The following is a 16,554-nucleotide window of genomic DNA, read 5'->3' on the forward strand; positions in this document are numbered from 1 at the left end:
TGGCAACACCTGCAGTGTCTGGGAACCATTGCATTGCTGGTAGCCATGAATGGGCTGTACTGATTTCAACCATGGGTTGAAAATAACAAGCATGCAACCGCTCAGCCACCTCGAATCCTTCGTGAAGTCCGCCGAGTCCGGCAGCTTCTCGGCCGCTGCCCGGCTCATGGGCCTGACCCCTGCGGCCGTGAGCAAGAACGTGGCGCGGCTGGAGGCCAACCTCTCCGTGCGCCTGTTTCAGCGCAGCACGCGGCGCCTGGTGCTGACCGAGGGCGGCCTGCGCCTGTTGCAGCAGATCAGCACTCCGCTGGCGACCCTGGCAGACGCCGTGGAGCACGCGGCCGAGACCGACCGCCAGCCGGCTGGCACGCTCAAGGTGAGCATGGGGCAGGCCTTCGGCCGTGCCTACCTGGTGCCGTTGCTCGGCGAGTTCCTCGCGCGCTACCCGGCCATCCAGCCCGACTGGCGCTTCGAGAACCGGCAGGTGGACCTGATCGGCGAGGGCTTCGATGCGGGTATCGGCGGCGGGCTGAACCTGAACCCCGGCATGGTGGCGCGCACGCTGGGCACCATCCACATCGTGGCCGTGGCGTCACGCGCGCAGTTGCAGGGCCGCAAGGCACCGCGCCATCCCTCCGATCTGGCGCAGTGGGACGGCATTGCGCGCCGCTCGATCCAGACCGGGCGCATCCACGTCACCACGCTGCGCAACAAGGCGGGCGATGCGGCTGCGGCCGAGCTGCGCCCGCGCATCGTCTTCGACGACCCCGAGGCCATGTGCCAGGCCGCGCTCATGGGCCTGGGCGTGGCCCTGCTGCCCATGCCCTTTGCCCAGCCCTGGCTGGCCAGCGGCGACCTGGTGCGTCTGCTGCCGGGCTGGTGGTCCGATGCCGGGCCCACCTCGCTGTACTACCCGGACAAGAAGCTGCTGCCCGCGCGCACCCGGGTGTTCGTGGACTTCATCATTGAGCAGTTCGGGCAGCGCGGGTTTGCACAGCGGGTGCGGGGTGATCTGGCGCTGGCCGCCCCTGCGCCGTCCTCGCCGAGGCGCAAGGCCTAGGCGGCTGGCGCGCACGGCCTTGCGCACAGCGATTCGGGGCGCAAAGGCCCAGGCCCCGTCACGGTGCCTGCTTGTTCACAAACGCGATGGACAAGCCCCTGGGCGTCACGGTGATGGCACCGGGCTGCATTCCCAGGCCGTCGAGCACGCCCAGGTCCTGCGGGCGCAGCCGGTGCAGCACCACCTCGCGCAGCGACTGCTCGGCCAGGGCAGGGCCATAGCTGTTGAGCATGGCCACCACCTCCGGCCGCAGGCTGGGGAAATCCAGCCGCCCCACGCGCAATTGGTGGGCCCGCAGGCTGCGGTCGCTGGCTTCGTAGCGCAAGGCGAACTCCACCTCCAGGGTGCCGCCATGGCTGCGCCGCAGCGCCGGGCCTGCGGCCTTCAGCGCGAAAGCCGCTCCCAGGCGGTTGCTCTCAGGCAGCAGCGACAGGTGCGGGGCCTGCACGTCCACATCCACCAGGCCCGCCACGGGATAGCGCAGCGGAAAGCGCTGCGCCACCGCCTCCTGCAGCTGCTCGGCCGAGACGGTGTAGGCCGGCTGGGCCTGGGCGCTGCGGGTGGCCACCAGCGCAAGGCTGGCCAGCGCCCCGTGGCGCAGCCCGGCAGCAAGAAAGAATCGGCGATGCATGCAGTGGCTCCTCTGGTGTGTGGCGGGCGGCCGTGGCCATAATGGCCGAATGACACCCGCAGCGCCCGCCCACCAATGCCAGGTCTTCGGCTCGCCCTGGGAAGGGGTGTACGGTACGCACATCGAAAGTTCCCGCCACTATGGCAGACACTGGCATGCGGTCTATGGCCTGGGGCTTCTCGACCAGGGGGCGCAAAGCTCCGCCAGCGGACGTGGCACCGTGGATGCCTACGCAGGCGACCTGATCACCACCAACCCCGGCGAGGTGCATGACGGCCAGCCGCTGGGCGGCCCCTCGCGCCGCTGGCGCATGGTCTATCTGGAGCCGCCGGTGCTGCACGCCATGGCCGGCGACCTGGCCTCGGCGTCGCCCCAGGGGCTCGCCCTGGCCCGCCCGGTGATCCAGAACGACACGGCGCTGCGCGATGCCCTGCACCAGTTGCTGCAGCGGCTGGCGCACTGGAGCACGGCACCGCAGGCTGCCGCCAGCGTGGTGCCCCTGGCGTGCGAGGAGGCACTGATCCACACCTGCGCCCTGCTGCTGGGCCGCCACGCCAACGCCGCGCGCCTGCATGCGCCCGCTGCCGATGCATCGGCCGAGGTGCGCCAGGTGCGCGACCGGTTGGCGGACACGCTGCTGGCACCGCCCACGCTCACGCAACTGGCCGCCATGACCGGGCTGGGCAAGTACCAGTTGCTGCGCCGTTTCACCCAGGCCTATGGCCTGCCGCCCCATGCCTGGCTGCTGCAGCAGCGTGCCGAGCATGCCCGCCACCGCGTGCTGCGCGGCGCCAGCCTGGCCGATGCTGCGGCCGATTGCGGCTTTGCCGACCAGAGCCACATGACGCGCATCTTTGCGCGGCAGTTCGGCTTCACACCCGGGGCCTGGCAAAAGGCCACGGCAGGAAAAGCCCGCCGGCCGCTGCCGCAATAGCGTTCAAGACCCGCTGCGCCGGACGCTCCACACTGCCTGCAGTTTCCACACACAGGCAAGGCGGCAGGCGATGGGAATATCGGAGTCTTGGAGGGGCCAGCTGCTGTGCAGCCTGGCCATGGTGCTGGTGGGCAGCACGGTCGTGGTCAGCAAAACCATCGCGCAGGACATCGAGCCCTTTGCGGCCACGGTGCTGCGCCATGCGCTGGCCCTGCCGGTGTTCCTGGCGCTGATGCGCTGGCACGGCCTGCGGCTGCCCCGCGTGGGCCGGCGCGATGCGCTGCTGCTCACCATGCAGGCGGCCGCGGGCAGCGTGGGCTACTCGGTGCTGCTGATACTGGGGGTGAAACTGGCCAGCGCGTCGGACGCGGGCATCGTCGCCGGCACGCTGCCTGCCGCGGCCGCGCTGTTCTCGGCCCTGCTGCTGGGCGAGCGGCCCGGCGGGCGCCTGGTGGTGGCCATCGCGTTGGCGACGGCCGGGGTGATGGCGGTAGCGGCCGCTCCCGGCGACACCGGTGCGGGGGGCGCCAGCACCCGGCTGGCAGGCATCGCGCTGGTGCTGGCGGCCGTGGCCTGCGAGGCGGTGTTCATCCTTCCGAGCAAGCGCCTGTCTCAACCCATCCCGGCGCTGGCCCTGTCCACGCTGATGTCGGCGGGTGGCCTGCTGCTGTCGGCCCTGCCGGCATGGCTGGTGGCCGGGGCATCGCCCTCCCACTTCACCGCGGCGGCACTGGCCGGCGTGCTGTACTACGCCTGGGTGCCCACGGTGGGCGGCTTTCTGCTGTGGTACGCGGGCAGCGCCCGCACCAGCGGCGTGCGTGCATCGCTGGCCACCGTGTGGTTGCCGGTGTCGGCGCTGCTGCTGTCGGTGGTGTTCCTCGGGGAAGCTGTCCGTGCCTGGCAGTGGCTGGGCCTGGGCTGCGTGGTGGCAGCGGTGCTGCTGGCCGCGCTGCCCGGCGGGCGGGGCCCGCAGGCATGAAGGCAGTGGTCAGCGGCCCACCACCGACCAGCCTGCATGCAGGTTGGTCTTGTCGTTCTCGTACTCCCAGGCGGTGCCGCAGCGATCGCACTGGTAGCGGGTGAAGGTGACCTGGCCGTGCTCGCGGTCTTCCTTGCGGTTGCTGCGCTGCACCAGCTCGGCGTGGCCGGGGGCGCGACGCCAGTTGCGCTGGATGCCCTTGCAGGAGTCGCACAGCTCCATGGGCTTGAGCTCGGTCTGCCGTTCGTGTTGTTTGGTCATGGGAAAGCCTTGCCGTTCTTGGAATGGGGGAAGTGGTGGGAAAGTGGGGCGCCTGGCAGGGCCGACCCCGCTATTGTCCCACCGCGCTGGCGCCCCGCCACGTTTTGGCCATGCGCGCGTTGGCCAGCACCACGCCGTGGCGTTCCACCTGCTGGCGCAGCTCCACGGCAAAGCCGCTTTTTGCGAAGAACGGTTCGGCCGTGAGGCTCACGTCGGCCCACAGGCGGGCGATGCCGCGCAGTGCTGCCTGGGCATGGATATGTGCCATCAGCGCGTGCGCCACGCCCTGCCCCGCATGGGCGGGCGCGACGAAGAAATGGTCGATGTAGCCACTGGCCTGCAGGTCAGAGAAGCCGGCGATTTCCGTGCCGATGTGCGTGCAGGTGCTCGATGCCATTTCAGCAACGAAGGGCTGATTGGCCTGCAGCCGCGCGTCCCACTGAGCCACGTCGTACGCGAGCGGCGCCCAGGCATTGCGCTGCTCCGGAGAATACTGGGCACCGGTCAGGCCCTGCACGGAAGCATGGAACAGGGCTCGCAATGCAGGCGCGTCGCCCGGGCGGAAGTCGCGGATGAGGACAGGCATGGCGGCAGGGCTGGCGAATGGCAGGCAAAAGGCAGGGGGCGCCGATTGTGCCCTGCCGCGCCCCCGGGGTCAGCCGGCTGCCATGCGCAGGCGGCGTGCCGCCTCTTCGGCGCGGGCATCGTCGATCTCGCGCAGCACGCCCTGCATGTCGACGTCGGCATGCTCGGGCGCGTAGATGCCGGTGAGCGGCGTATCGTTGGTCAGCAGCCCGCCCTGGTACAGGCTCCAGATCTCGGGGCCGTACTGGGTGGTGAGCAGCTCGGGAGCGAACTGGCCGAAGAAGTCGCGCAGGTTGGCCACGTCGCGCATCAGCATGCGCGGCGCATGGTTGTTGCCCGCGGCGTCCACGGCCTGCGGCAGGTCGATGATGACCGGCCCGTCCTCGCCCTCTTCGCCGCCAACCCCGGGCAGGTGCGCCAGCAGGATGTTGAACTCCGACAGATCTCCGTGCACCACGCCCGCACAGAGCATGCGCACGACCTCGGCGATCAGCGTGGCGTGGTGGGCGCGGGCCTGTTCGGGCGTGAAGGCCACGTCGTTCAGGCGCGGCGCCGCATCGCCGTGCGCGTCGGTCACCAGCTCCATCAGCAGCACGCCTTCATGGAAGTTGTAGGGCTGGGGCACGCGCACCCCGGCCGCAGCCAGGCGGTACAGCGCATCCACCTCGGCGCTTTGCCAGGCGGCCTCCTGCTCCTGGCGGCCGAACTTGCTGCCCTTGGCCATGGCGCGGGCCGAGCGCGAGTTCTTGACCTTGCGGTTCTCGGTGTAGTCCACCGCCTGGCGGAAGCTGCGGTTGTTGGCCTCCTTGTAGATCTTGGCGCAGCGCGTGTCGTCGCCGCTTCGCACCACGAAGACCATGGCCTCCTTGCCGCTCATGAGCTGCCGGACCACGGTGTCGATCAGGCCTTCCTCAATGAGGGACTGGAGTCGGGGGGGTGCTTTCATCTGGCCTGTGGTGAAGAAGGAATACCGCTCCATTGTCGCCGGGCGGGCAGCATTCCTCGAACCCAAGGTCCCAATGGACCCACGGACCCGCCGGTCGTGGGCGACAATCGCCGCAGGGCAGCCCGCGCCGCCCGCATCCCTGCCGCGCCGCTTTGGCGGCACCAGCGCACGAGACCGCCACCGCCAGCCACCGTCATTTGGCGCTGGCAACATCCCCAGGACACCACACCGTGCACCATGCTTCGATCCCCTTTTCCACCCCGGCATGGCACGGCGCCTTGCTCGCGGGCCTGTCGGCATGGGCCTTGGCGTCGCATGCGGCCCCGGGGTTCCGGGAGGGCGCCTATGCACAGGCACCCGGCACTGCGGCGGTCTGCGTCGGCCGCAAGCAGATGGACAACTTCACGGCCCAGGCCTGGAAGCCCGCGATGAAGCAGCGCGGCATGGACTGCACCATCACCGAATCGGCGAAACCGATGGCGGGCCACGAGACCTGGAAAGCCGCGTGCACGGACCCGCGCAGCAAGGACGCCCGGCACCTGTACCAGTTCACCGTGCATGCCAACAGCGAGCAGATCGTCATCGACAGCCGGATGGCAGACGCTGCTGGTGACCTGAAAATGAAGAACGCCTTTCTGGGCACCTACCAGGGCGCCTGCACGGCCAGCACCCCGCCGCTGGACGAATGGGCGTACCTTGATGGCACCCATGGCATGGGTGCTCCTGCACAGGCCGATGGAGCGCGCAAGGCGGTGGCCATCGAGCTGATCCGCTGCGGCCATGTGTTCAACGGGCTTTCGCTCACGGTGGCCAAAGGCAAGCAGGCCGGCATGCGCACTGCCGCCGCTGCCATGCTCGAAGCCGCCGTGGAGTTGTACCCCGCAGAAGGCAGCTTCCACATGGACGAGCTCAAGAAGTCGGCACCGCTCGTCTCGGCCGAGCTCGTCGGGTCCTCGGCAGAAAAGAAGTTTGCGCTGTACGAGTCGTGCAGCGCCTACCTGCAGCCCGACGGCATTGCCCAGTCGGTCAAGGAGCGCAGCGCCGCTGCAGGCACCACGAAGTAAAACACGACAGCTTCAGGCCGGCGCAGCTGCACCGCCGGGCTGGCGCAGCGCGCTCAGTCGCTGGTGCACCTCGTCGCTCGGGTCCACGGGCAACTGGTGCTTGGACTGCAGGTAGTGGTTGGTGAACACGTCGAGGTAGGCCTCTAGCGTCTGCGCGGCGTGGGCCTCACCCGCGAGCTCCAGGCACAGGGCACCGACCTCGGACGTGCAGAAATGGTCTTCGCGCGTGGAGCGGCGCAGCCGGTAGCGCGAGAGCTGTTCGGGCGCCAGGCTGAGCACGGGGAAGCGGTCCAGGTAAGGGCTCTTGCGGAACATCTTGCGCGCCTCGGGCCAGGTGGCATCGAGCAGGATGAACAGCGGGCGCTTGCCGCCCTGGGCACTGTCCACGGCCATCACCACGCGCTCGGGCGCCACGAACTCACCGGGGAACACCACACAGGGTTGCCACTGCGGATCGGCCAGCAGGGTGAGCAACCCCGGGTCGACTTCGGTGCGCGCCCAGCCGAAGGCCCAGGTGTCGGCCACCACGTCGGCGATCAGCCAGCCGGTGTTGCTGGGCTTGAGCGGCTCGATGTCGGCCATCAGCAGGCACACGCCTGCCTGCGGAGTGAGCAACGGACGCAGGGCACACAGGCAGTGGCTGGGCACCAGGCGGCAGCCCGGGCAGCGCTCGCCGCGCGGTCCGCCCCGGGCGAGAAAAGGCTTGGCCGCACGCGCCAGGCGCGCCGCACGCAGGCGCGACACGGCGTGGGGCATCGCCGGCACGGGCATGGCAGCCGTCACTGGCCGCCCGCGTGCTCAAGCGCAAACAGCGGCAACTCGGTCTTGGGGCTCAGCCACACACCGCCACCCAGCTCGGTGAAGCCCTCGGCCAGCGTGCGGCGGTACAGCTGCGCAGGGTGGCGGAACATGCGCGGGTCGGTCAGCGTCTCGTCCACGATGTCCTGCTCCCAGTCTTCGCGCGTGACCGCCTCCACGTACAGGGCACCGCGGCTGAGCCGGGCCAGGTTGCGCAGGGCCGTCTGCACGTCGGTCTCGTTCAGGTAGGGCAGCACGCCCTGGCAGATCACCAGGTCGTAGGGCGTGCGCGCCTTGTAGTCGACCACCGAGCCCTGCTCCCAGCCAAAGCGGCCGCACAGATACTCGCTGAATTCCACGCCGTGAAAAGTCGCTTGCGGAAAGTGGCGCGCGACCAGGTCGCGCCACAGGCCGATGCCGCAGCCCACATCCAGCACGCGTTTCACCGGCACGCGCAGGTACTGCAGGTAGCTGCAGACGAAGGCACCAAGCCGCTCGGTGTGTGCGGGGTCCACCACGCTGGTCTTCTTGTTGAAGTAAAAGCGCTCGTAGTACGCCGCATCGAAACCATCGGCGTCGGCGCTCTGGCCTGCACTGCTTGCAGATGTCACTGCCATTCCTTGTTCCTTGGCGGAGGGACCGCCTTGCGCTGGAGTATCGCCGAGGGTGGCCACCCGCCGTGGTTCGCACTCCCTGCGCCACGGCACAATGGGACACAGCCCTTCATGGATCACGCCTGACCGCCGATGCACCTGATCAATTGCCGCTCCCCGCACCTGTCCATTGCGAGGCACTGCACGCTCTTGTTGCTGGTGTGGTCGCTGATGCTGCTGGCCGCCTGCTCCAGGCCACCGCCTGCGAACGCGGCCCAGGCCTTCTCGTGCGAGGACACTCGCCAGCTGCGGGTCTGGCGCGCCCGCATCGGAGACAATTTCGCGGCCGTGGAACACCTGACCAGCACACACGATACCGAGGCGGCGGACCCTCTTGCCACCATGCGCCGGATGCGCGACCTGCATCTGCAATTGCGCCAGTATTTCCTGACCGAACCCATGCCCGACTGCATGCAGCACGCCGTGCGCATCTACGTGGACGGACTGGAGCCCCTGGCGCGCAGTGGCGAGCAAGACAAGGACCTGCTGGCCTCGATGCGCAACGTGGGCACCACGGTGGATCGCTTCACCGAAGCGGTGAGGGCGGCGAAGCCGCAATGGGCCCGAGAGGCCCAAGAGGCCCAGAGAGCGGCGTCCATGCCGCGCTGACCCGGGGCCTGTTGCAGGCTATTTTCCCGGGGAGGCCGTCCAGACGGGATTGAGCAGACGTTCCAGCCGTGCGTAGGAGGCTTCGAGCCGCACCAGCGCCTGGTCGATAAGCTCGTTGGTCATGGTGATCCTGGTGCCGTTGGCCTCCACGGGCTTGCCCTTGGAAACGGCCACCAGCGAATCGCGGAACTCCTTGTCCCGGGCCAGCACGGAGTCGGTGGCCAGGTTGCGCATGCGCATCATCTCCAGGCGCGTCTTGAGGGCCGACTCGTAGCTCTTGTCCACCACCGGCTTGCGCTGCTTGATGCTGGCCTTGTAGCTCACCACGGTGGCGCGCTCGAGCTCGATGTTGTTCTTGAGCGCAAAGGCCACGCGCTCCATGGCGCTGCGGCTCACTGCGGCCTCGGGGTCCTGAAGGCCGGACCAGAATTCACGGTGCACCTCTTCGGTCAGCACGGCACCTTCCTTGAACATGGACATGATCACGGTCTGGCGCTCGGCGTCGGTCTGCGCCGCCATGGCCACCGGGGACAGGGCGGCAAACGACAGGGCAAGGACCAGGCCGGCACGCAGGCATTGCTTGCGGAAATTCATTCGGAGATTCTTTCGAGAGTCGGTCAGCGAGAAAGTCGTGCACTATGCCACCGCTGCAGTGGCTGCGAGAGCGACTCAAGTATCCGCGTGTAACGAACTCCCCCGCAGCCGATGGCCCTCACGCAGCAGGCTGCAGGTACTGCTCCACCAGTTGCCGCTGCGCCGCAGCATCCACCCCGAGCACGTCCACCAGGTAGGTCTGCACGCCGCCATAGTCCTGGTCCACCATGTGCAGCGCAGCGTCGAGAAATTCCTCCTGCACGCGCCACAGCACGGCCAGCACCTCCTCGGGCGCGTGGCTGCCCATGCCGGCGGGGCGGCGGTAGAGGTTGTTGGTGAGCAGGTAATCCTGCATCACGGTTTCGCGCGGCACGCCCAGGGCCATCAGGATGAGGGCGGCTGCAAAGCCGGTGCGGTCCTTGCCGGCGGTGCAGTGGAACACCGTGGGTGCGTCGCTGGCCAGCAGCAGGCGGAACAGCTCGGCAAAGCGCGGTGCGTTCTCGTGCACGAAGCCGCGGTAGGTGTCCTGCATGAGAACCACGGCGTCCTGCGCGGTGAGCGCACGGCCGGTGGCCTGCAGCTCCAGCGCGCGCTGCACCACGGTGGGCTCGATGACCAGCGGGTGGTAGGCCACGCCGGGGATCGCATAGGCATAGGCCGCGCCCTCGGCCTTGCCGCGAAAGTCTATGGCGCGGGTCACGCCCAGTTCGGCCAGCAGGGCCTGGTCGGCCGGGGTCAGCCCGGCCAGGTGGTCGGAGCGGAAGATGCGGCGCCATTTCACGGTCCGGCCATCCTGCCCGGCGTAGCCGCCCAGATCGCGGAAGTTGGTGGCGCCGGCCATGGGAAGAGAACGGGCGGGGTCTTGTTGCATGGCAGTTCGGACAGGAAGGGCTGGGGAGGGTGCCTGAGCTTATACGACACCCAGGCCCCCTGCCTGTCGCGCAGGCAGTAGCCCTGCGGCTCAGGACCACGGCCTGAGAGGGCGGCCTTTAAAGCGCGCGGCGGCTCGCGTAGCGCACCACCGTCACGCCCGCACGCGCCTGTCGCACCGAGGGCATCACCAGCACGCAGTCGTCGTAGGGCGTGGTGACGGGCACACCGTCGTTGTCGCCAATCACGGTACCGGCCTTGGCGATCACTTCCAGGCCCGTGTAGGGCTCCACGAAGCGGAAGGCGCTGCTGGTGGCCACCACCGGCCCGGTGACTTCGAGCGCCCACTGGCGCGGCGCATCGGGCAGGCGCCAGCCGGGAAACTGCCGGGCCAGCGCATCGGCATCGAGCACACCCGACTGTTCGATGAAACGCACGCACTGGTCCTGCGCCACGGCGCGGCTCGCCGGGTCTCCATGGAAGCCGCATTCGATGAGCAGGGAGCGGGTGTCCCCACCCTGGCCCACGCCATCCCCGTCACCCAGACCGAAGCGCCCGTAGTCGCGCATGCGCACGCCGTCCTTGTGACCGGCATCGACCACGATGTGCTCGGGCGAGCGCATGGCACGCGCCAGTTGCAGGTTGCGCGGCTGTATGCCGGTGAGCAGGAGCGGCGCCGAGGGCTCGTGCATGGAGTGGATGTCCAGCAGCCAGTCGGCCTGGGCCACGAAGGGGCGCAGGGCTGCGGCACGGCGGCGCTCGATGGTGTCGCCAGCGTCAATGCGCTCGTCGAGCCATTGGCGGTTGAGGTCTTCGTCGGTGAAGCGCGAAGCATCGTGGCTCAGCGGGTCGAACCGGTCGAAGGCTTCGATGTTGCAGAACGCCAGCGTGAGCTTTCCGCGTGCGGGGCGCAGCCCGGCTTCCAGCAGGCCCTTGAGGGCCCAGGCACCGCACAGCTCGTTGCCATGCACCAGGGCGCTGATCATCACGTGGCGGCCGCCCAGGCCCGAATCGAAGTGCCAGACGCCTTCGGTGCCGGTATTGCCCGCGCGCCAGGCGCTGATGTCGGGCGCGGGCAGTTCGAAGACCAGGGGCTGCGGGGATGTCGTCACTGCAGTCATGCCCATCATTCCTCGATCTTGGCGAACTCGACGATTTTCTTGTACTTGGCCACCTCGGCCGCCAAGTACTGGTCCAGGTTCACATTCGTGGCCGCCACGGTGGAGCCGCTGGCCTCCATCTTCTTACGGAAGTCGGGCGATTGCAGCGTCTCGTTGAGCGCCTTCTTGATCTTGTCGAACACCGGCTTGGGCAGGTTGGCCGGGCCGAGCAGGGCGAACCACACGCCGATGTCCACACTCTTGAACTGGGGCGATTCGGCCAGGGCAGGGATATCCGGGGTCGCAGCGGACCGCTTGGCCTCGGTGGTGCCAAGCGCGATCACCTTGCCACTCTTGATGTGGGGCAGGCCGCTGGAGAGCACGAACACGCCGTACTCGAGGTTGTTGCCCAGCAGGTCGTTGGTCAGCGGCGCTACGCCCCGGTAGGGGATGTGGGCCATGAAAAGCTTGCCCTGCTCCTTGACCATTTCACCGGCCAGGTGCAGCGAGGTGCCCACGCCCGAGCTGCCGTAGCTGTACTTGCCAGGGCTCTTGGCCACCTTCTGCGTGAATTCGGCGACGTTTTTCACGCCCGCACCGGTGGATGCCACCAGCACCAACGGCTGGGAGGCCACGAGACCGATGGCCGTGAAATCCTTGACGTCGTACTTGACCTTCTTGGTCACCAGCTTGTTGATGGCAATCTCGTTGCTGGCACCGACCAGCAGCGTGTAGCCGTCGGGCGCGGCGCTGGCCACCTTCTGGGCACCAATGGAGCCGCCGGCTCCGCCGATGTTCTCGATCACCACCGGCACGCCCAGCTTGGCGCCCAGTTCCTGCGCCACCGCACGCCCTGTGAGGTCGGTACTGCCGCCCGGCGGATAGCCCACGACGATGGTGATCGGCTTGGAGGGGAAAGCGTCCTGCGCCAGAGCCGGGGCCACGGCGAAGCAGGAGGCCAGGGCACACAACAGTGCGGTGCGGCGAGCGAAATGGGTCGGGTTTTTCACAATGGGACTCCTGATCGGGTGGGGTTTGGGGCTTGGTATGTAAGCCATTGTGAGAAAGTAGCCATGCCATCATGGTGCCGAAATGGCACCGATCCGTGCCGTCTTGGCTCGACTGCAGTTGCGCTCAGCGTTGCGCGAACGCCTGCCAGAACGCCTCGGCCAGCGGCATCAATCGGCGCTTGGGGCGGTACAGGCGCACATCGAAGCGCACCTCCATGCGCGCATCGCCTGCCAGCGCCAGGCGCTGGGCCTTGCAGTCGGCATGCACCAGGGACCACGGCAGCCAGGCCACACCGACCCCACGCAAGGTGTATTCGTACAGGGCATCGGGCGAGTCGCATTCCACCACGCGCTGCAGTCGGGGCGCATGGGGGTGGTTGGCCAGGTGGTCCTCCACCAGCCGGCCCAGGGCAAGCTGTGGCGCATAGGCCAGGTAGGCCGTGGCGGGACCTTCGGGGTCAAAACGGTGTTGCGGTAGGCCCTGGGTGGTAGCGCGCGACACAGGCACCATCCGGTCGCTGGCCACCGTCACGTGGCTGAACTGCCGGGCATCGAGCCGCACGGCCAGGGCGGTGTGGTGGTAGACCAGCGAGAAGTCGGCCTCGCTGCGTTCGAGCTGGGCCACCGTCTCGGCCAGGGAGCCGGTGCGGATGCACAGCTCGCTGGCGTGCAGTGCGCGCGGCAGCCGCACCAGCCAGTCGGCCAGCAGGGTGCGCGCCAGCGTGCGGCCCGTGACGATGGTCACGGTGCGCGCCGTGCGCCCGGCCATGCTCTGCATTTCTTCGTGCGACTGGGCCAGGCTGCGCGCCATCTGACCCGCCGTCTCCAGGAAGCGCTTGCCGGCAGCGGTCAGTGTCACCGGGCCGCCACCCTTTTCTACCAGGGGGGTTCCGGCCCATTCCTCCAGCGCCCGGATGCGCCGCCCGAAGGCCGGGTGGGTGACATGCCGCAGCTCGGCTGCGCGCGTGAAGCTGCGCTCCTGCGCGAGCACGATGAAATCCTCCAGCCACTTCAGTTGCATCGAGGGATCCTTGCGGTCAGTGCGCGCCGGGGGCGCGCAGGGCGATCAGCCGCGGGCCGCTTCCAGCACCGCCCGGGTGCGTTCGGCTTCGGTGCGCGCCGCGGCGGCAAAGTCCTCGCCGCCCGAGGCATAGAGGATGGAGCGCGACGAATTCACGATGATCGGCCCGCCCTCGCGCAGGCCGGCACGCACGGTGGCCACAGCGTCGCCACCCTGGGCACCGACGCCCGGGATCAGCAAGGGCAGCGTGGGGGCGATGGCGCGCACGCGCTCGATCTCCTGCGGGTAGGTGGCGCCCACCACCAGGCCGAGCTGGCCGTTGCGGTTCCACGGGCCCTGGGCCAGGCGCGCCACATGCTCGTACAGCAGGGGCTGGCCTTCCACGCTGGCCAGGCGCTGGATCTGCAGGTCGTCCCCCCCGGGGTTGGAGGTGCGGCACAGCAGGAAGGCACCCTTGCCGTGGTAGGCCAGGTAGGGTTCGATGGAATCGAAGCCCATGAAGGGCGACAGCGTGACCGCATCGGCACCGTAGCGCTCGAACGCCTCCTTGGCGTACTGCTCGGCCGTCGAGCCGATGTCACCGCGCTTGGCATCCAGGATCACCGGAACATGCGGCGCATTGGCGCGCATGTGCTGCATCAGGCGTTCGAGCTGGTCTTCTGCTCCGTGGGCGGCAAAGTAGGCGATCTGGGGCTTGAAGGCGCAGACCAGATCCGCCGTGGCATCGACGATGGCAGCGCAGAAATCGTAGATCTTGCGCGCATCGCCCTGGAGCGCGGCGGGAAAGCGGGTGGGCTCGGGGTCCAGGCCCACGCACAGCATGGAGTTGTTCTGTGCGGACGCGTCGCGCAGCATGTCTAGAAAGGTCATGGGGCCCGATTTTAGGCGGGCCCGGCCCGGGAAAGGGCTGGCGGTGGTGCCTTCATCCCTGCGAACCCCTCGCACGGGCGCAAAAAAAGGCCGTCGAAACGGCCTTTTTCAGCGCGCGATAAATGCAACCAAATTCATTAATTTGTAACTGCGCGTTTTTCCAATATCTCGAAAGCCGGCAGCGTTTTGCCTTCCAGCACTTCCAGAAACGCGCCCCCGCCGGTAGAGATATAGCCCACCTGCTTCTCGATACCGTATTTGGCGATGGCGGCCAGAGTATCTCCACCCCCGGCAATGCTGAATGCGGGCGATTCAGCAATGGCAGCGGCAATCGCGCGCGTGCCATTTTCGAAGGCAGCGAACTCGAACACCCCCACCGGGCCGTTCCAGACGATGGTGCCGGCCGACTTCAGTTTTTCGGCCAGGCGGGCGGCCGTTTCGGGTCCGATGTCCAGGATCAGGTCGTCGGCACCGACATCGGCGGCTGCCTTGACCGTGGCGGGAGCGTCGGCAGAGAAGGCCGTGGCCGTGACCACGTCGGTGGGGATCGGCACGTCGGCGCCACGGGCCTTCATCGCAGCCATGACAGCGCGGGCTTCTTCCACCAGGTCGGGTTCGGCCAGGCTCTTGCCGATGGGCAGGCCCGCGGCCAGCATGAAGGTGTTGGCGATGCCGCCGCCCACGATGAGCTGGTCCACCTTGTCGGCCAAGGCCTTGAGGATGGTGAGCTTGCTCGACACCTTGGAGCCCGCCACGATGGCCACCAGCGGGCGCTGGGGCTGGGCCAGGGCCTTGGTCAGCGCGTCGATCTCGGCCGACAGCAGCGGGCCGGCGCAGGCGATGGGCGCGAACTGGGCGATGCCGTAGGTGGTGCCCTCGGCACGGTGGGCCGTGCCAAAGGCGTCGTTCACGAAGATATCGCACAGTGCGGCCATCTTGCGCGCCAGCTCTTCCTTGTTCTTCTTCTCGCCCACGTTGAGGCGGCAGTTCTCCAGCAGCACGATCTGGCCGGGGGCCACGCTGACGCCGTCGACCCAGTTGGAGACCAGGGGCACCTCGCGGCCCAGCAGTTCGCCCAGGCGCGCGGCCACAGGGGCCAGGGTGTCCTCGGGCTTGAACTCGCCTTCGGTGGGGCGGCCCAGGTGGCTGGTGACCATGACGGCGGCGCCGGCGTCCAGCGCCATCTGGATGCAGGGGATGGAGGCGCGGATGCGCGTGTCCTCGGTGATGGCGCCACGGTCGTCCTGCGGCACGTTCAGGTCGGCACGGATGAAGACGCGCTGGCCTTGGGCCTTGCCCTGGGCGCACAGATCGGAAAAGCGGAGGATGTTCATGGGAAAAGGATTCCTGGATGGGGGCACTGAGATCAGGGCCGCCATTTTAGGCGGGCGGCCCGTCCGCCCCTGCCGGATCCCTGTCCTACCAGCCCCAGCCGATGTGCAGCGGCAGGTACACCACCATCCCCACGACGATGGTGCCCAGGATGCCGCGCTTCCAGAAGTAGTAGGCGCTCGCCAGCAGCACGGCCGGCAGGCGCGCGTCCTTGAAGGTGTCGAGCAGTTCGCCCTGGGTCATGAGGATTTCGGGCGCGATCACGGCCGTGAGTGCGGCCAGCGGTGCGTACTTGAGGCCGCGCTTGAGCCAGTCGGGCAGGGGCAGCTCGCGCTCGGGGATCATGAAGAAGGCGCGCGACACCACGGTGATGATGGCCAGGCCAAGGATGGCGATGGTGGTCTCGATCCAGTGGCCGCTCATGGGTGGCGCTCCTCGCGCAGGGGCACCACGTCGCCATCCTTCATGTGCTGGCGCTCCTCGGGCGGCATGACGCTGTTGGCGGGCACCAGCAACATTTCGGGGTGGCGGTTCTTGCGGCGCCGGTCCACCGCCTCGATCATCAGCCCCACCGCCACGGCAGCCGCAATGGCCACCAGGATGTTGAGCTTGAGCGGCAATGCAAAGGCGGCCACGGCGGCCGTGGCCGCCACGCCGGTGGCCAGCCAGGTGGCCCGGTCGAACAGCAGCGACAGCAGCACGCCCAGCAGCGCCAGCACACCCGCAAAGCCCAGGCCCCAGGACAGCGGCACGGCATTGGCCAGCAGGATGCCGGCGATGGAAGGCACCTGCCAGGCCACCCAGTTGGTCGCGGCGGCACCCCAGAAGTAAGGCATCTGTTCGGGCTGGGGCCTGGGCTCGGGGAAGCGCTTCATGAAGGCCACGTAGATGACATCGCCGCTGAAGTAGCCGATGGCCAGGCGCTCGCGCAGGGGCCGGTGGGCAAAATAGCTGCGCCACATGCTGCTGAAAATGACGAAGCGCAGGTTCACGCACGAGGCCGTGAGCCAGATCACCCACAGCGGCGCTCCCACGGTAAGCAGCGGGATCACGGCCAGTTGGGCGCTGCCCGCATAGACCACCAGCGACATGAACAGCGCCAGCGACACGGACATGCCGCTCTTGACCATGGCCACGCCGGTCACCAGGCCCCAGGCGGCAATGCCCAGGGAGGTGCCCGCCATGTCCACGGCAGCCAGGCGGAAATGGGGATCGCGGACCGTGCGGGAGACCTTCT

Annotated in this window: 20 protein-coding genes; 5 read left to right on the forward strand and 15 right to left on the reverse strand. The window is 68.3% G+C overall.

Annotated features, from left to right (window positions below):
• Window positions 1-91: 91 nt before the first annotated feature.
• Window positions 92-1,060, forward strand: coding sequence for a LysR family transcriptional regulator (locus ACSQ3Y_RS00395; RefSeq protein ID WP_436176071.1), 969 nt, complete (start codon window positions 92-94; stop codon window positions 1,058-1,060).
• Window positions 1,061-1,118: 58 nt separating this feature from the next.
• Here ACSQ3Y_RS00395 and ACSQ3Y_RS00400 read toward each other — a convergent pair whose 3' ends face one another.
• Complete coding sequence (locus ACSQ3Y_RS00400) at window positions 1,119-1,691, reverse strand: DUF1439 domain-containing protein (RefSeq protein ID WP_436176072.1); 573 nt, start codon at window positions 1,689-1,691, stop codon at window positions 1,119-1,121.
• A gap of 49 nt (window positions 1,692-1,740) precedes the next feature.
• On the opposite strand from ACSQ3Y_RS00400, the gene ACSQ3Y_RS00405 reads away from it, so the two are divergent.
• Window positions 1,741-2,625, forward strand: a complete 885-nt coding sequence (locus tag ACSQ3Y_RS00405) for a helix-turn-helix domain-containing protein (RefSeq protein ID WP_436176073.1) — start codon at window positions 1,741-1,743, stop codon at window positions 2,623-2,625.
• 70 nt (window positions 2,626-2,695) lie between these two features.
• Window positions 2,696-3,604 (forward strand): DMT family transporter, encoded by a 909-nt coding sequence (locus tag ACSQ3Y_RS00410; RefSeq protein WP_436176074.1) that lies wholly within the window; start codon window positions 2,696-2,698, stop codon window positions 3,602-3,604.
• Window positions 3,605-3,613: 9 nt separating this feature from the next.
• Here ACSQ3Y_RS00410 and ACSQ3Y_RS00415 read toward each other — a convergent pair whose 3' ends face one another.
• From ACSQ3Y_RS00415 to ACSQ3Y_RS00425, 3 genes are all read right to left on the reverse strand, one after another.
• Window positions 3,614-3,865, reverse strand: a complete 252-nt coding sequence (locus tag ACSQ3Y_RS00415) for a hypothetical protein (protein ID WP_436176075.1) — start codon at window positions 3,863-3,865, stop codon at window positions 3,614-3,616.
• A gap of 70 nt (window positions 3,866-3,935) precedes the next feature.
• Window positions 3,936-4,451, reverse strand: coding sequence for a GNAT family N-acetyltransferase (locus ACSQ3Y_RS00420; protein WP_436176076.1), 516 nt, complete (start codon window positions 4,449-4,451; stop codon window positions 3,936-3,938).
• A gap of 69 nt (window positions 4,452-4,520) precedes the next feature.
• Window positions 4,521-5,396 (reverse strand): PA4780 family RIO1-like protein kinase, encoded by an 876-nt coding sequence (locus tag ACSQ3Y_RS00425; protein WP_436176077.1) that lies wholly within the window; start codon window positions 5,394-5,396, stop codon window positions 4,521-4,523.
• A 230-nt stretch (window positions 5,397-5,626) separates the two neighbouring features.
• On the opposite strand from ACSQ3Y_RS00425, the gene ACSQ3Y_RS00430 reads away from it, so the two are divergent.
• Complete coding sequence (locus ACSQ3Y_RS00430; RefSeq protein WP_436176078.1) at window positions 5,627-6,460, forward strand: hypothetical protein; 834 nt, start codon at window positions 5,627-5,629, stop codon at window positions 6,458-6,460.
• Between the two features lie 12 nt (window positions 6,461-6,472).
• On the opposite strand, the gene ACSQ3Y_RS00435 is transcribed toward ACSQ3Y_RS00430, so the two are convergent.
• The gene (locus tag ACSQ3Y_RS00435) at window positions 6,473-7,231 is read right to left on the reverse strand and encodes a tRNA-uridine aminocarboxypropyltransferase (RefSeq protein WP_436176079.1); all 759 of its coding nucleotides are present in this window, start codon (window positions 7,229-7,231) and stop codon (window positions 6,473-6,475) included.
• Between the two features lie 8 nt (window positions 7,232-7,239).
• On the reverse strand, window positions 7,240-7,875 hold the full coding sequence (locus ACSQ3Y_RS00440) for a class I SAM-dependent methyltransferase (protein WP_057267114.1): 636 nt from the start codon (window positions 7,873-7,875) through the stop codon (window positions 7,240-7,242).
• A gap of 129 nt (window positions 7,876-8,004) precedes the next feature.
• Between ACSQ3Y_RS00440 and ACSQ3Y_RS00445 the strand changes: the two genes are divergently transcribed.
• Complete coding sequence (locus ACSQ3Y_RS00445; protein WP_436176080.1) at window positions 8,005-8,520, forward strand: hypothetical protein; 516 nt, start codon at window positions 8,005-8,007, stop codon at window positions 8,518-8,520.
• Between the two features lie 18 nt (window positions 8,521-8,538).
• Here ACSQ3Y_RS00445 and ACSQ3Y_RS00450 read toward each other — a convergent pair whose 3' ends face one another.
• From ACSQ3Y_RS00450 to ACSQ3Y_RS00490, 9 genes are all read right to left on the reverse strand, one after another.
• Window positions 8,539-9,114, reverse strand: a complete 576-nt coding sequence (locus ACSQ3Y_RS00450; RefSeq protein WP_436176081.1) for a hypothetical protein — start codon at window positions 9,112-9,114, stop codon at window positions 8,539-8,541.
• A gap of 118 nt (window positions 9,115-9,232) precedes the next feature.
• On the reverse strand, window positions 9,233-9,985 hold the full coding sequence (locus ACSQ3Y_RS00455) for a tyrosine-protein phosphatase (RefSeq protein ID WP_436176082.1): 753 nt from the start codon (window positions 9,983-9,985) through the stop codon (window positions 9,233-9,235).
• Window positions 9,986-10,103: 118 nt separating this feature from the next.
• Window positions 10,104-11,105 carry a succinylglutamate desuccinylase gene (locus ACSQ3Y_RS00460; protein WP_436176083.1) on the reverse strand — a complete coding sequence of 334 codons (1,002 nt, stop codon included), beginning with the start codon at window positions 11,103-11,105 and terminating at the stop codon, window positions 10,104-10,106.
• Window positions 11,106-11,110: 5 nt separating this feature from the next.
• Entirely contained in the window at window positions 11,111-12,142 is a 1,032-nt protein-coding gene (locus ACSQ3Y_RS00465) for a Bug family tripartite tricarboxylate transporter substrate binding protein (protein WP_369818179.1), read from the reverse strand.
• A gap of 76 nt (window positions 12,143-12,218) precedes the next feature.
• The gene (locus tag ACSQ3Y_RS00470; protein ID WP_057267109.1) at window positions 12,219-13,115 is read right to left on the reverse strand and encodes a LysR family transcriptional regulator; all 897 of its coding nucleotides are present in this window, start codon (window positions 13,113-13,115) and stop codon (window positions 12,219-12,221) included.
• Between the two features lie 45 nt (window positions 13,116-13,160).
• On the reverse strand, window positions 13,161-13,985 hold the full coding sequence (gene pyrF, locus ACSQ3Y_RS00475; RefSeq protein ID WP_436176084.1) for an orotidine-5'-phosphate decarboxylase: 825 nt from the start codon (window positions 13,983-13,985) through the stop codon (window positions 13,161-13,163).
• 137 nt (window positions 13,986-14,122) lie between these two features.
• Window positions 14,123-15,319, reverse strand: coding sequence for a phosphoglycerate kinase (locus ACSQ3Y_RS00480; RefSeq protein ID WP_436176085.1), 1,197 nt, complete (start codon window positions 15,317-15,319; stop codon window positions 14,123-14,125).
• Between the two features lie 85 nt (window positions 15,320-15,404).
• Entirely contained in the window at window positions 15,405-15,740 is a 336-nt protein-coding gene (locus ACSQ3Y_RS00485) for an AzlD domain-containing protein (protein ID WP_057200664.1), read from the reverse strand.
• A complete protein-coding gene (locus tag ACSQ3Y_RS00490; protein WP_436180067.1) occupies window positions 15,737-16,501 on the reverse strand; it encodes an AzlC family ABC transporter permease in 765 nt (254 codons plus the stop codon). The genes ACSQ3Y_RS00485 and ACSQ3Y_RS00490 overlap by 4 nt, the downstream gene beginning before the upstream one ends.
• Between the last annotated feature and the right edge of the window lie 53 nt (window positions 16,502-16,554).

The sequence above is a fragment of the Acidovorax sp. LjRoot66 genome (assembly GCF_964253305.1).
Classification (GTDB): Bacteria; Pseudomonadota; Gammaproteobacteria; order Burkholderiales; family Burkholderiaceae_C; genus Acidovorax.